The sequence below is a fragment of the Chryseobacterium sp. NG-CE01 genome (genome assembly GCF_055695505.1).
Genome location: NZ_CM146369.1, coordinates 2,754,983 through 2,769,544, shown reverse-complemented (window position 1 = coordinate 2,769,544; position 14,562 = coordinate 2,754,983). Strand labels below are relative to the sequence as shown.

10 protein-coding genes and 1 tRNA gene are annotated in these 14,562 nt (G+C 37.4%); 5 read left to right on the top strand and 6 right to left on the bottom strand.

Annotated features, from left to right (window positions below):
• Positions 1-15 precede the first annotated feature (15 nt).
• Both ACYT6F_RS12905 and uraH read left to right on the top strand, forming a co-directional pair.
• Entirely contained in the window at positions 16-585 is a 570-nt protein-coding gene (locus ACYT6F_RS12905) for a Crp/Fnr family transcriptional regulator (protein ID WP_472598075.1), read from the top strand.
• Positions 586-686: 101 nt separating this feature from the next.
• The gene (uraH, locus tag ACYT6F_RS12900) at positions 687-1,094 is read left to right on the top strand and encodes a hydroxyisourate hydrolase (protein ID WP_472598074.1); all 408 of its coding nucleotides are present in this window, start codon (positions 687-689) and stop codon (positions 1,092-1,094) included.
• A 97-nt stretch (positions 1,095-1,191) separates the two neighbouring features.
• Here the strand turns inward: uraH and ACYT6F_RS12895 are convergent.
• From ACYT6F_RS12895 to ACYT6F_RS12885, 3 genes are all read right to left on the bottom strand, one after another.
• Positions 1,192-1,265: transfer RNA gene (locus ACYT6F_RS12895), tRNA-Arg, on the bottom strand.
• 69 nt (positions 1,266-1,334) lie between these two features.
• Positions 1,335-3,095 (bottom strand): TonB-dependent receptor, encoded by a 1,761-nt coding sequence (locus ACYT6F_RS12890; protein ID WP_472598073.1) that lies wholly within the window; start codon positions 3,093-3,095, stop codon positions 1,335-1,337.
• Between the two features lie 94 nt (positions 3,096-3,189).
• Positions 3,190-6,150 carry a tetratricopeptide repeat protein gene (locus ACYT6F_RS12885; protein ID WP_472598072.1) on the bottom strand — a complete coding sequence of 987 codons (2,961 nt, stop codon included), beginning with the start codon at positions 6,148-6,150 and terminating at the stop codon, positions 3,190-3,192.
• Between the two features lie 252 nt (positions 6,151-6,402).
• Here ACYT6F_RS12885 and ACYT6F_RS12880 point away from each other — a divergent pair, with 252 nt between their 5' ends.
• Positions 6,403-8,073 (top strand): APC family permease, encoded by a 1,671-nt coding sequence (locus ACYT6F_RS12880; RefSeq protein ID WP_472598071.1) that lies wholly within the window; start codon positions 6,403-6,405, stop codon positions 8,071-8,073.
• A 105-nt stretch (positions 8,074-8,178) separates the two neighbouring features.
• A complete protein-coding gene (locus ACYT6F_RS12875; protein WP_472598070.1) occupies positions 8,179-8,520 on the top strand; it encodes an Mpo1-like protein in 342 nt (113 codons plus the stop codon).
• 69 nt (positions 8,521-8,589) lie between these two features.
• Here the strand turns inward: ACYT6F_RS12875 and ACYT6F_RS12870 are convergent, their stop codons facing one another.
• The 3 genes from ACYT6F_RS12870 to ACYT6F_RS12860 form a co-directional block, all read right to left on the bottom strand.
• Positions 8,590-10,611, bottom strand: a complete 2,022-nt coding sequence (locus ACYT6F_RS12870; RefSeq protein ID WP_472598069.1) for a DUF3857 domain-containing protein — start codon at positions 10,609-10,611, stop codon at positions 8,590-8,592.
• Positions 10,612-10,872: 261 nt separating this feature from the next.
• Positions 10,873-11,826: an SPFH domain-containing protein gene (locus ACYT6F_RS12865; RefSeq protein WP_472598068.1), complete on the bottom strand. Its 954-nt coding sequence runs from the start codon at positions 11,824-11,826 to the stop codon at positions 10,873-10,875.
• Between the two features lie 138 nt (positions 11,827-11,964).
• Entirely contained in the window at positions 11,965-13,320 is a 1,356-nt protein-coding gene (locus ACYT6F_RS12860) for a deoxyguanosinetriphosphate triphosphohydrolase (RefSeq protein WP_472601120.1), read from the bottom strand.
• 134 nt (positions 13,321-13,454) lie between these two features.
• Here ACYT6F_RS12860 and ACYT6F_RS12855 point away from each other — a divergent pair, with 134 nt between their 5' ends.
• Positions 13,455-14,192 (top strand): DNA-formamidopyrimidine glycosylase family protein, encoded by a 738-nt coding sequence (locus tag ACYT6F_RS12855; RefSeq protein ID WP_472598067.1) that lies wholly within the window; start codon positions 13,455-13,457, stop codon positions 14,190-14,192.
• Positions 14,193-14,562: the final 370 nt, after the last annotated feature.

Sequence of the window (14,562 nt, the reverse complement as noted above, 5' to 3'; positions counted from 1 at the left end):
CTGTAATTAAATATCATGTATTCAATTCTTGAAAATTTTATCCGAAGCAAAGGCGATGTCTCTTCACAGGAAATGGAGACCATAAAATCTTTTTTTACAAAGCTTACAGCCGAACGAAATGAAATACTGATCCAATATGATCAGGTATGCAGATATTATTACTTTATCAACAAAGGATGTATCCGGCTGTTTACTACTACGAAGGATGGTGCAGACACCTCAAGATACTTTGCATTTGAAGGGAGCTTTGCTACTGCTTTGCCAAGCTTTATTGATCAGAAACCGGCTCACGAGTACCTGCAGACGATTGAAAAATCGGAGTTACTCTGTATTTCGAGGAGGGATTTTTATCATTTGGTTGAAACGATACCTCAATTTGCCAAAGTGTACACTGAAATTTTGGAGCTCGGATTTATTGTTGCCCAAAAGAGGATCTATGGGTTTCAGGGTTTTGATGCCTTAGAGAAAGTGAAATGGCTCATTGAATATCAGCCCCAGCTTTTACTCCGGGTGTCCAATAAAATGGCTGCTTCTTATCTGGGAATATCTCCTTCAACATTAAGCAGGATAAAATCAAAACTATAAAACGTTGACATAAGACAACGTTTTTGTTTTTTGACAGAGTTAATTTTGTAAAAGGTTATTCTAAAAATAATTCAATATCAATAATTTAAAACCAATACAAAATGAAATCATTCATCGTTACGATCTTATTTACGTTTTTGTCGATAGGAATTTCTGCACAGAAAAATAATTTCCAGCTTTCAACACATATCCTGGACGTTTCCAGAGGCGTTCCTGCCACAGGGGTCAGTATAAAGCTAGAAAAATACAATGAACAGTCGAAAGCCTGGAATTTTGTGGATGAAAAAAAGACCGATAAAAATGGAAGAATCTCAGATTTCCTTCCAGCAGAAAATAAAAATACGGGTATTTTTAAATTGATCTATTACACGAAAGATTATTTCAACAAAAATAACACGGAAAGTTTTTATCCATATATCGAGGTCGTATTTGAAATCAGGGATACAAACCATTACCATGTTCCTATAACACTTTCGGCGTATGGTTATTCCACATACAGAGGAAGCTGATTGAATAGTCACTGAAAATTCAGACTTCCGTTTTTCAAATTAAGGAATTATAAAAAATAAAAAAGGAAAAAGCAATTAATTGCTTTTTCCTTAAAGGTGACCCCGGAGGGATTCGAACCCCCAACCGACGGAGCCGAAATCCGTTATTCTATCCAGTTGAACTACGGAGCCATTTTATAAATGATAACTGATGAATTATAAATGATTAATCATTCATCAATTATCATCTATCAATTATATTTAGAATGTAATCTTCACACCTCCCAAAATCTGTGCCCCAAGAACTTTATAGCCTTTATAGGTTTGGTATTTTGAGTTCAGAAGATTATTTCCGAGTGCGAAAATACTGAAATTTTTGTGAATTTTATACTCTGCCGACAAGTTTAAATCTGCATACCCTCCAACTTTATCATTCGTATCCTCGGTAGAAAGGTAGGTAACCGGACTTCCAACTCCCTCAAGCACAAAGGAATTCGTTGTTCTGTCACTGGCAAAAATCCCTTTAAAACCAAGCATTAATTTTTGATCCAGCATGGTATATTTTGCCCCGATTGATGCCGTTACAAGCGGTACATTATAAATATCCGAGTAATTATCAAGGTCAAATTTGGTGAATTTTACTTCCGTATCCAGAATAAGGTTGGCCAACGGGAAATATTGAAGGCTTCCTTTAATATCGCCTACATTTCCGTTGTCATAGACAGCTGAAAAAGTATTGGCATAATCATAAGCAGAACGGTTCACCGCAGTGTAATCAAACAGGTCATTTGCTCTGAAGAACATAATATCATTCATTTTTCCATAGCCTGCAGAAACATCATATTTAAACATCTCGTCGATATCTCCTCTCAAACCTACATAAAAATGATATTTTGTCTCGGTAGGTCTAAGGTACTGATCGGAAACAACAAATGGGTTTTGCTGTAAAAGATCGGCATACGTATTGAGCTTAAGACCTCCGTCTACCCCACCGTAGAATTTAAACTCATCCGCGGCAGCATACTGGAATTCAGCCTGAGGAAACCAGTAGGTTTTATTATTTTTCATCTGTTCAGCCATCATCGCATTCTGATTTTTTGAATTCAAAAATGCGAAGGAAGAACCTAACATTAAGTAGGAATCTCCTTTTCTGAAAGTTACTTTAGGAGCAAGATTCAGGTTAACAAAGTTGGATGTATTTTTATCGACAATGGCAAATTCACTTTTCACGGCTTCTACACCTACACCAAGATCAGCATTCAGGTTGATTCCGGATTTCCCGATTTCAACGGCATGTTTTGATAAGTTGGCTAAAACGGAAACCTGGTTTTCCTGTGCATCGAAATGGTCTTTCAAAAAAGATGATTTTACCCGTACGTCATTCAGGATTTCATTGGAATAAAAATCATAATATCCGTTTACTTTAAACTGATTCACCCTTTGATCCAAATCAACATCTCCGGGCTCCATAGCATAAATTCCGTAGTAATTGTAGCTGTCTAATCCATATTCAGCATTTAGGTTGAATTTCCCCTTATCTCCGTAAGAATTAAGGAAAGCACCCAATGTTGTGGAGCTTTGCTTGGAATCCCAGTCGTAGACCTTTTTCAGCCCTTGTGTGGAAAGAAAATGAGCATCAACACCAACTTCGATTTTGTTTTCCAGTGTTTTTGAAAAATTGGCATCTCCGAGAATTTTCCCGTAATTCCCCATTCCGAACTGGATGTAATTATTTTGTGCCGAACCTTCAAATTTCGGGGTCACATCCTGTCCCTGGATCGTAGACGTTTTAAAATCCGAAACTGCAGGAACATCCGTTATCTTGTATTGTACAGGATTCTGGGACTTTTCTTCAGGCGGATAATTTTTAATGGTTTCTACCGAAGTTTTCTTTTTTTCGATCTTCTTTACTTCAGGTTCTCTTTTTTTATTAAGAATCAGTTTTTCTTCTTTGATCTGGGAAAACGCCACCGAGGAAAACCCTAAAAATATAATGGATAATAATTGAATTCTTTTATTCATTTTTACAATAGGTATTAATGTATAATGTGGGATGTATAATGTATCTGAACGCTACATTTTACTTTTTACACTCTACGTTTTACATTTTATACTTTTACTTTTTAATCTGCTTTTTCACTTCTTTTGCTTCCGCTACGATCTCCGGAAAATCCTTGTAGTTCTCGATAATCTGATCGCAGGTATAACTTGCCTGGTAATTATCTTTTAAGCCTACATAGTTTTTCGCCATTAACACAAGCGCTTTGGCACCCCAGTATTCTTCGGAAGAATAATTATTGGCCAGTCTGAAAATGGTTTCGTTGGAAGATTTGAAAGCCTTTGCTTTATTCTGATAAAATGCTTTTGCATAAAGCGATTCTGCCGCAACTTCCGTGTTGGAAGATTTTTCCAGTGAAGCGTAAGCTGCCTGCGCATCCTTATCTTTCCCTGAATTCATGAGGCTTCTTGCCTTAATCACTTTTGCAGTTTCAATAACGGCTGCTGAGTTTTTGCTGTTGGCAATTACCGCATTCGCAAGCTTTTCAGCTTCCGAAAAATTCTTTTCTTCTGCATATAACTTCATCAGTTCCACATTCGCATAGTTTTTAACATTTACGTTTGAAGAATTTCTGATATTTTCTAAATATTTTCTCGCTTCTGCCGAATCACCCTGTGCAATATAAATCTGTGCAAGACGGGTTTGCGCATCATCCTGATAATCGTTTTGCACATTGGCAATTTCCTGTAAAACAAGCAATGCTTTTGTTGTATTTTTTGTCTGATAATAGCTTTCCCCAAGCTCATACTTAGCCTGGTAAAGACCTTCTCCTGTAGGATTCTGCGTTAAATATTTCTCATAATAAGAAATCGCATTTTTATAGTCTTTTTTAGCAAAATACTGTTTTGCTGTAGAAAGGTTGATTTCGTCAATTTCAGAAGCATCAATATTTACACCGATATTTCTGGCGAAACTTTCATATCCTGCAACGTCGCCGTTTTTAGTAAAGATCGGTTTCGCAGCCTGTACAATTTTTTCAGCATACGCTGTATTTCTGTACTGCTCACCAAGAGATCTTAATTCAGATAATGCCTTATCGTTCTGATTTAAATCAATATAATTCTGAGCCCTGTAAATTGACGCATTGGCTACAAGATCTTTATCAGAAGAACTTCTGATTACTTTGGCAAAGAAGTCATTCGAGTTGGCAAAATCATCCTGCGCCGCGTACGCCGTTCCTATTTCATACTGAGCATCATCATAATATTCAGAATCCGGATATTTTGACAGAAGGTTTTTCAGGTTAGAGATCTTTGCCTGCGTATCACCTTTAAATCCTAAGGCCATTGCCTTCTGATACAATGTATAATCTGTGGCATCTTCATTTTTTTCGTAGATGGCGATCGCCTCATTCAGATTATTATTGGCATAATTGATGTCTCCCAAACGAAGTTCAGCATCATTTTTAAATTCAGGTTTCGGATTTTTTAAATATTGGGTAAAATACTGTTCCGCCTGATCAAACTTTTTAGACTTAAAATAAGCGTATCCCAAGTCGTAAGGAAGCTGCTGCTTCTCAGGGAAATTTTCGTTCAATAGCTTTTCGTAGCGTACAATTGCAGAAGGATAATTCCCTTTTTGGTAATACACCTGTCCGAGCCAGTACAACGCTCTGTTGTTAAATTCTTTGTTGATATTAAATCCTAAACTTCTCAGGAAATACTGTTCCGCTTCATCATAATTTCCTTTGTTGAATTCTTCCGTTCCCAGCAAGTAAGAAACTTCCTGATCAATTTTATTAATTTCCGGGGATGAATTCTGAAGCCTGTCTATTGCGTTCAGCGTTTCTTTATAGTTTCCGGAATACAGATAAGACTTCACCAGAAGCGACCTCATCTCTGAAGCATTGTTATTCGGGTTTTCGTTGATATAATTCTGAATTACCGTAGAAGCACTTTCAAAAGGATTCCCAATATCGTAGCTTAATTTCGCATACTGTTCATGGGCAAGCTTCTTCACTTTCGGATCATAATTCATCTGATAGGACGACCGGAAAGCTGAAAGCGCCTCCTGCTTTTTATCAACCGCGAGATAGGCGTTTCCAAGCTGATAATAAGCATTTTGAGCCAGTGCAGAATTGCTGTTTAACAACTGATTGTAATACGAAACGGCTTCATCATATTTTTTAAGCTGTGCCGCCACAAATCCCATTTCGTATAAATCATTTTCCGAAGGGTTCTGCTGAACACTCAGATAATCTTTAAGATGAGGATATGCAGAAGTATAATCCCCTTGCATAAAATAACTTTCGCCGATGATTTTATGAACTTCCGCTTTATAAGATTCTGAAATATCTTCATTCAATAAAGCCGTTCCTTCTGAAATTGCCTTGTCATAGTCCTTATCATTATAATACATCTGAACATAATAAGGACGAACAAGCTTGGAATATTTAGGCTGGTCTTTTACCGAGTCAAAATACTGGAACGCCTTGTCATTCTGCCTGTCGGAATAATATAAATGTCCGAGCATGTAAGCGATGTCGCCTTTCTGGGATTCATCTGCCGTTTTGTAAGCTTCTTCAAGGGCATCGGTTGCCCCTTTAGAATCTCCCATCATGAATTTAGCATATCCTAATTTAAGGACATACTGTGTATTTTCTTCTTTTGAAAGCTGATATTGGTTTACTTTTTTAAGTGTTTCCAATGCTTTAGAAAAATCCTTTTTAGCAAGATAATAATCGGCTAACGGTAAATTGGCCTGCGCAAAATACGCCGAGTTCGGATATTCTTTAATAAAAGCCGTTAAACCTTCTTCCGCATGATTTTTCTGAAGAATTACACCAATAACGTTATCAAAAAACTGCGCTGCTTCCTGTTTTGACCTGGACAAGTTCTGGTTGTAGAAATACTGTCTGGCATATTCGTATTGAGAAGCGTTGTATATTTTGGTCTGATAAAGATTTTCAGCGAGGTTGAATCTGTAGTTTTCTTTTTGGGTAAAGTATTGAGACTGCTGTGCATCGGAAATCCCGAAATAGAACACCGCAGCCGCTAAGAGTATTTTTTTTGATTTCATTAATTTTAAATTTTAAAATGTTTAAGACTGATAATCAGGTCTAATATATTTAAAATTCTGCGGAAAAATTATCCACAATCCATTAACGAAAATATTGAAAAGATATTGTATAAACAAGCCTTTTAACACATTGTTAATAAGTGGATAAATTTTTAAGACTTCTTAACTTTTCGCCAAGAAACCTTAAGAAAATCTGAATTATTTCAGATAAATAATTACATTTGCTTTTTTCAAATCAAATTTTAGAATTGAATGAGTCAGCTATTTAGAAGGAAAATCTATTCAGATTCAGACACATCCACGAGCCTGCACAGGGTTTTGGGAGTCTGGGATATTGTGTTTTTTGGTATTGCGGCGATTATTGGTGCAGGGAGTTTCAGCAGTTTGGGAGAAGCCGTATTTCGAGGAGGTCCTGGAGTAATTTTACTGTATTTGATTTGTGGTTTTGCCTGCGGATTTACCGCGCTCTGCTACGCTGAATTTGCCAGCAGAATTCCTACTGCAGGTTCTGCCTATACGTATGCGTACGCCAGTTTCGGGGAACTTATTGCATGGGTCATCGGCTGGGCGCTCATTATGGAATATTCCTTCGGAAATATCTATGTGGCATTTTCCTGGTCAGATTATTTTACCAGCTTTTTAGAAAGGATGGGAATGCATATTCCCGATTACCTCACCTGCAGCTATACGGAAGCCAAAAAAGCTTTTATGAACGGCTCTGAAAACAAAGAACTGATCAACGCATGGACAAATGCTCCTTTATTGGGAAGCTTAAAATTCATTGTTGATGTACCTGCTTTGGTAATCAACGGGCTCATTACCTGGTTATGTTATGTTGGGGTTAAAGAAAGTAAAAACTTCAATAACGTATTGGTGATCCTGAAGCTTGCAGTGATTGTTTTAGTGATTCTGGTAGGTTTTGCATACATCAATACGGATAACTGGACGCCGGTAAATCCTGAAACTCAGGTAGCTTCTTTTATGCCGAATGGCTTTGCCGGAGTGATGAGTGCGGTATCAGGCGTATTCTTCGCCTACATCGGTTTTGATGCTTTAAGCGTGCTTTCCGAAGAGACGAAAGATCCGCAGCGAACGCTGCCGAAAGGAATGATTATTTCCTTGGTATTGTGTACTTTTATTTATATCGCATTAACGCTTGTGTTAACAGGTATGGTAGATTACCGCAAATTCGACGGTGTGGGAGATCCGCTTTCCTTTATCTTTGAAAAATCCAATGCAAATGTTGCGTGGATGGAACTTGTAGTATCTTTTGTTGCCATAATTGCCATCACAACCGTTCTTTTGGTTTTCCAGATGGGCCAGCCGAGAATCTGGTATGCCATGAGCCGTGACGGACTGATGTCTCCAAAGTTTCAGAAGGTACATCCTAAATATAAAACTCCTTCTTATGCAACGGTCGTTACCGGGATTGTAGTAGGTGTTCCTATTCTGTTTACTGATAAAAGCTTTATTCTTGATTTTACAAGTATCGGAACTATTTTCGCATTTGTACTGGTTTGTGCCGGCGTTTTAATGCTTCCTGCAAAAGAGAAACTGAAAGGCAGATTCCATCTTCCTTATATTAATGGTAAAATTATTTTCCCGGTTATTTTCATCGGAAGTTTGATCGGTTTCTATTTCTGGCAGCCTGAGTTTTTCCATACGCTAATGGAATGGAAAGATCCGAAAGAAGGTGAATTCAGAGCTTCGATCTTTTTCTTTATTCTGATCAATCTGGTGTTGTGCATCTTTACTTTTATTAAGAATTTCTCGTTGATTCCATTGGTTGGTTTAAGCTCATGCCTGTATCTTTTAACCGGGATGAGCCACGACAACTGGTTCTGGTTTGGGCTATGGTTTGCAATAGGACTTATTATTTATTTCTGCTACGGATACAGAAACAGTAAGCTCAGAAAAGCTTAATTTAAATATACGGAAGCCGGATTCTTTGTTGATTCCGGCTTTTTATTTCTTCAACATTGGCGAACTTCTTGCTTTAGCTTTTCAATAATATAAACTACAAATGCCATGTCTGAAAGAATAAAAACATTCAGGGAGTTTTACCAGTTTTACCTCACTGAGCACAGTAAAATGGGAACCCGTATTTTCCATTTCATAGGAATTTTATTAGTATTTTTCGTCATCGGGTACGTCATAAGTTCCGGAAAAGAAAGATTTTTATGGTACGTTCCGATATTCGGGTACGGTTTTGCATGGTTCAGTCACGCAGTTATCGAAAAGAATAAGCCGGCGACATTTCGCTATCCGTTATGGTCGTTAATTTCTGATTTTAGACTTTTCTTTGAGCTTTTAATCGGAAAACAGAAATTCACGGGAATTCCAACTCCGAAAAAAACGGAAGAGATTTAAAAACTTTTATTATTAATAAAAATTTCGGCGGGTTTGTAAAGCAAACCCGCCGAAATTTTACGTTAGACCTTACTTGAATCTTTTCTTAAAATTAAACTTCAGCATATTCATCAGACCCGGTTCAATAATATCGATTCCCAAACCGAAATTGCTGTCTGCAACCGTGTGATGATCCGTCCGGAATTTCTCGAATTCATCCTGCGGAATCTCAAGATTAACAAGAGGGCTGTATTCTATAGATACCGTTGCACCGTTTTTCATTACCTTCTTCCGGCTTTTAAAATCAAAATACGGATTGTTGATGGTACTTTCCTGCACCGTATATTTTTCCTCCGTGTCTATCTTCTGGTCGGTATACAGACTGATCTCATACTTTTCACTGTCGAAGTTATGCCAGAAAGGAAGATCTTTATGAATATAATCCCGTGCGCTTGCCTTTACCAGATTCCGGTCGAAGTACATCAGAAAACGGTTATTTTTAGGATCTGTATAATACGGATTTTCTATACTTGACTGGTATTGAATTTTAAATTCATTCCGTTGTTTATCATCACTCACGATATCTATTGAGGCATCTTTAAAAATATCCCTGATATCCGTTCCGTTTCTGTCACCCGAATAATTCAGGCTGTAAAAAAGGAAATTGTTCCAGCTATCGATAACTTCCCGTCTGTTTGTATTTTTAAAATACCTTCTCATGGCATTGGCACGGTTGCCTTTATAGGTGGTGGTAAGGGTAAGTTTTCCTACTGTGTTCTGAACCCGGAAATCCACCTTTTCATCGACGCAGAAATAAGGATAACGGTACGGCTCTCTCTGCTTCAGCTCCTGATCGGGCTTAACTTCGAGGTAGTGCATGAAGTAAATAAATCCACGGTTTTCAAGAGTCCCGAATTCATCACGTGTCGTAGCGTCTATAAAAAACTCTTCTCCTTTATGATTAATTTTCACAATCGCATGATTGAACGTGAGCAGAGAAGGGAGATAATATTTAATATAAAAATCCGTATGGAAATTTACCAGCACGATGGAAGCTTCTACCCCGATATAATCCAGAATAACTTTTAAAAGCACCGATTTGGCTTTACAGTCACCCTGTTTGTTTTCATAGGTAATGGCAGGTTCCTGCGGTTTGTGGCCGTTCATTTCATCAGCATTAAAGATGTAATAGATATTGTTCTGAACATATTCAATCGCGAACTGTATTTTGTCGTCAAGATCAGGTAAGGCATCAAGTTTTTCGATAAGGGCCGGTGCAAAATCTTTCAGAGAGGCAGTATCAAAAATTTCCTGGTAAATAGGCGCGATATAATTGGAAAGTTCTTTCCAGTTGTTAGCTGTGGCAAAATCAATAAAAGGAAAAATTTCCCGACTGGCATCTACCGGATTGATATAATTGTTTTCTTCAAAAATAAATTTCTCACCCTTTTCAAGGTAATGAATTTCCGGTTCCATGACATTGCCGTTTTCATCCCTGAAGAATGTTTTCTTATACGCAATCTTTTCATTCCGCTCATTAATGAAGGTAAAAGTATACCTGCCGTATGCCCAGTAGTTGTCAGGACTTACCCAGACATATTTTGAAAATTCTTTTCTCAGAAAATCGCGTTTGGTAAAGGGTTTTACTCTCGAATCTTCAAGAATCAGGACATCATACAACCGCAGATCTTTTATGGTAATATTGATCTTCTTGTTGCTGCTCAGGATTCCTCCGCTGCTGTGGTTCTCGCTGTCCAGCACTTTAATTTTAGTATCCGGAATTTTATCGATTAAAATACCGTCTCTTAAAACACTGATGCGGTGAATATTATAGACTTCATTTTCTTCAACCACAATATCGGAGACCGATGCTCTTTCAAGATTAGCAGGCTCATTTAAAGTATATGCCATGCAGACATATTCACTGTTTTCGGTATTGCTGGTGTGATATTTTTTATCTAAGAAATAACAAAAATCTTTTCCGTCATTATTTTGCTGTCTGGCGAAGTCAGAATCCTGTATCCTGTTTATCAGTTCCTGATCATCAATATTTCCTGCCCATTCTTCCGATTTTCGGATTCTGTAATTTTCAATTTCAATCTGATTATCCATATAATGTTTAATGTTGTGTATTGGTATAAAAAAAGAAAGGTTAAATTAGGTATTTAAAATTGTAAAAACAAGTACGGAAAATGTTAAGATAACTTAAAAATACAGCACTAAAATTGACGCTTCTGCCGTCAATTGCAATAAACCTGTATATCTTTATTTTAACCGCAAAAGGACGAAGATGCTGATTCTTATATATAATACAGCCTTATCCGGCAGATTTCTATGACAAAAAAATAACCTCAGTAAAACTGAGGTTGTATGTTAAAGATCGTTATTCGTATTGTGATTATGATCCTTAGGCGGCTTTGGATAGTTTCCTTTGGTAACCTCTCCTACCGTGTTTGCAGCGGTCATAGCCACCACAAGATCATTCAGCATATTGCTTGCGGCCGTCGGTGAATTAGGGAGAAGAACAAGATTACTCCTGTTGCTTGAACCTACAGAATGTAGCGTATCATAATGTTGCGTAACTACAATTAATGCAGAAGCCTCATGTGAGTTGATTTCCACGTTATTCAGCATTCGTACGGATTCTTCAAGACCTTTGGCAATTTCCCTTCTCTGGTCTGCAATACCTTGTCCCTGAAGCTTTTTAGATTCGGCTTCGGCTTTCGCTACGGCAACAATCCGGATTCTCTGTGCTTCAGATTCGTATTCTGCAGCGGTTTTCTCTCTTTCCGCCGCATTGATTCTGTTCATGGCATGTTTTACCTGCTCATCCGGATCAATATCTGTTACTAATGCTTTGATAATGTCGTAACCATAGCTTTGCATAGCTTCCTGCAACTCTCCTTTAACGGCAATTGCAATATCATCCTTTTTTACAAAAACATCATCCAGCTTCAGCTTGGGAACTTCCGCCCTAACGACATCAAATACGTAAGAAGTAATCTGGTTTTCCGGGTTTTCCAGACGGTAATATGCATCACCCACCTGTGTTCTGATCACCTGGTATTGAACCGAGATTTTCATTTTGATAAAAACATTATCAAGGGTCTTGGTATCGATCATGACATCCAGCTGCTGAATTCGCAGATTCAGTCTTTTGGCAATCTGATCAATAATCGGTAATTTAAGATGAAGACCCGAATGCTTCACAGCCTGGAATTTTCCGAAGCGTTCGATGATGGCTGCAGTTTCCTGTTTCACCACGAAGAAGGAAGCAAATAAAATAATTAATCCGATAAAAATAATAGGTACTAAAAAAAGGCTCATAGTCATAATTTTTTAATATGAATTTGTATTTTTCATAAAGGTATGGTTTTTAGATTGAAAATGAAAACCGAACACTGTTTTGCGCCCGGTTTTAATTTAATTTCTAAAAGAGATCAATAGCTTTAACATAATATTCAATTACATCGTCATTCCGATATCAATTCCTTTTATTTTACGGTAGAGATCCGTGGCATAATTATCCGTCATTCCCGAAACGAAATCAATAACGCCCAACACTTTCTGATAATCAGTCCCGTCCTTATATTCAAACTGCTGCGGAAGAAGTTTTAATGCTTTTTTGTCATAAGACTTTCTTTCGTCCTCATGCTTCAGAATAGAAGGAATAAAATGATCCAAAAGCTCATACATTACGTTATAACCTGCATTTTCGATTTCAACCACGGCTTTATGATTGTATATTTTCTCAATGGAAAAACTTTCAATATCCTGTAAGGTCGTATTTTCGGTTTTATAAAGATCCAAAAGAGCCTTATCAAGATTTCCTTCCAGAATTTTCTCGAAATTCTGCTTGTACATTTCCAGCGATTTATTAATCAGCGCATTGATCACCTTGGCACGGAGATAAGAGATCTGCTCATTTTCGTTGGATATGGAATTCAGTTTCGTTTCAATTCTTTGCACATCGTCCGTTTCAGATTTTACCAGTTCAAAAAACAGGTTTTTGCAATCGGCGGTAGATACGATTCCGAGGCGGTGTGCGTCTTCCATATCAATAATATTATAACAGATATCATCAGCCGCTTCTACCAGCCATACAAAAGGGTGTCTTTTGAAAATATGAGGATCTTCGCTTTCTGAAATCAGATTCGTTTCTTTAGCAATTTCAAGAAAAATATCTTTTTCATTCTGAAAGAAGCCGAATTTTTTACGGTGAATAAAACCTTTCTTTTTAGCAATGGCCTCACACGGATATTTGGCGATACTTGCCAGCGTTGAAAACGTAAGCTGTATACCTCCCGCATCTTTACCCTGCTGTTGCTGCGCCAACACTCTGATGGCATTGGCATTTCCTTCAAAATTCATCAGGTCGGCCCACTCTTTTTCATTGAATTTTGGTTTCAGATCAGACTCATTCCTTTCAAAATAGCTTGCAATAGCATCTTCACCGGAATGCCCGAAAGCGGGATTTCCTACATCATGACAAAGACACGCCGCAGCAATCACATTTCCTAAGTTATGAAGGTAAAAACTTTTAGCATCTTCCGTAAGGTCGTTTTTATACTGATCGTGGATGAACTCCCCCATTACGCTTCCCAAACTGCGTCCTACAGACGAAACTTCCAGTGAATGCGTAAGACGGTTGTGCACAAAAACACTTCCCGGCAAAGGAAAGACCTGGGTTTTGTTCTGAAGTCTTCTGAATGCCGATGAAAAAATAATTCGGTCAAAGTCTCTCTGGAAATCCGTTCTCGAAGCTTTCGTATGCGGATTGTTACCTGTACGCTGATTCGTGAAAATCTGGTTTAAGTTCATCATGCGCCAAAATTACTTCAAATTTTGTTTTTTTTCGATACATCCGGTCATTTTTTGTTATGAGCAGACGTTCTTAGTTTCCTTCCAGATTTGTTATGGCAGAATTATTGTTATTTCGACAATAAAAGAACATCATGCCCGAAGGTCCTTCCATACTTTTAATGAAAGAAAGCATTCAGAAATTTGAATGCGGAAAAGTGCTTGAAGCCACCGGAAATGCCAAGATCGAAAAAGAGATTCTTGTCGGACAGACGCTTAAGGAAATAAAAACTTTCGGAAAACAAACCTATCTCGTTTTTGATAACACTGCCGTAAGAATTCACCTGCTGATGTTCGGTTCTCACAGTGTTGATGAACAGACGAAACCTGACCGTCAGCTCAGATTATCTTTACTATTTTCCGAAGGGAGCATCTATTTCTATACCTGTCATGTAAAAATGGTAGATAAAGAATTTTTAGAAAGCATTGATTGGGAAGCCGATGTCATGAGTGATATCTGGAATCCGGAAAAAGCTGCAGGAAAACTGAAATCAAATCCCGAAATGATGGTTTGCGATGCTTTGATGGATCAGGATATTTTTTCCGGAGTTGGCAATATTATTAAAAATGAAGTACTCTTCAGAATCGGTGTACATCCTGAAAGCCTTTTAGGCAAAATGCCGGCTAAGAAAATAAAAGAACTGATCAAAGAAGCCCGAAATTACAGCTTTGATTTTCTGGAATGGAAAAGAGAGTTTACGCTTAAAAAGCATTGGCTGGCTCATACTAAGAAAACCTGCCCGAAATGCGGACAAAAATTCATCAAAAAGCAGACTGGCAAAGGGAAAAGAAGAAGCTTTTTTTGCGAAACCGATCAGAAATTATATCAATAATATCCGTCATCTCCTCATTCATTACTTTTTTAAAAATATTCAATTCGAATCACATCTTCTTCCGTAAATAACACATTTACAGCAATATTTCGTTTCCATTTTTCCGAAATACTTTTCACCATTACAGGATTTAAGATTAAATTTTGTTCATATTTAAATAATTTAATCAATTTGAGGTGATTTAAATCAGGTTTTATTTGATGCTATGCGATGCATTTTGATTATTAAGTATTGAAGCTTACATACTATCCTTTAACAAATCAATAAAATTATTTCAAAAAATTAATAAATCCATAAATAAATTTTCCGGTTTATATTAAATTTACGTAAACCTATTTTAGACTAAATGTTAATTTAAAAGCGGTAAAAC

Excerpts from the sequence above, each read along its gene's own strand:
- ACYT6F_RS12890 (WP_472598073.1), bottom strand. The coding sequence starts at position 3,095 with ATGAATAAAAGAATTCAATTATTATCCATTATATTTTTAGGGTTTTCC.
- ACYT6F_RS12875 (WP_472598070.1), top strand. The coding sequence starts at position 8,179 with ATGTCTGAAAGAATAAAAACATTCAGGGAGTTTTACCAGTTTTACCTC.
- ACYT6F_RS12880 (WP_472598071.1), top strand. The coding sequence starts at position 6,403 with ATGAGTCAGCTATTTAGAAGGAAAATCTATTCAGATTCAGACACATCC.
- ACYT6F_RS12870 (WP_472598069.1), bottom strand. The coding sequence starts at position 10,611 with ATGGATAATCAGATTGAAATTGAAAATTACAGAATCCGAAAATCGGAA.
- ACYT6F_RS12865 (WP_472598068.1), bottom strand. The coding sequence starts at position 11,826 with ATGAGCCTTTTTTTAGTACCTATTATTTTTATCGGATTAATTATTTTA.
- ACYT6F_RS12860 (WP_472601120.1), bottom strand. The coding sequence starts at position 13,320 with ATGAACTTAAACCAGATTTTCACGAATCAGCGTACAGGTAACAATCCG.
- ACYT6F_RS12885 (WP_472598072.1), bottom strand. The coding sequence starts at position 6,150 with ATGAAATCAAAAAAAATACTCTTAGCGGCTGCGGTGTTCTATTTCGGG.
- ACYT6F_RS12905 (WP_472598075.1), top strand. The coding sequence starts at position 16 with ATGTATTCAATTCTTGAAAATTTTATCCGAAGCAAAGGCGATGTCTCT.
- uraH (WP_472598074.1), top strand. The coding sequence starts at position 687 with ATGAAATCATTCATCGTTACGATCTTATTTACGTTTTTGTCGATAGGA.
- ACYT6F_RS12855 (WP_472598067.1), top strand. The coding sequence starts at position 13,455 with ATGCCCGAAGGTCCTTCCATACTTTTAATGAAAGAAAGCATTCAGAAA.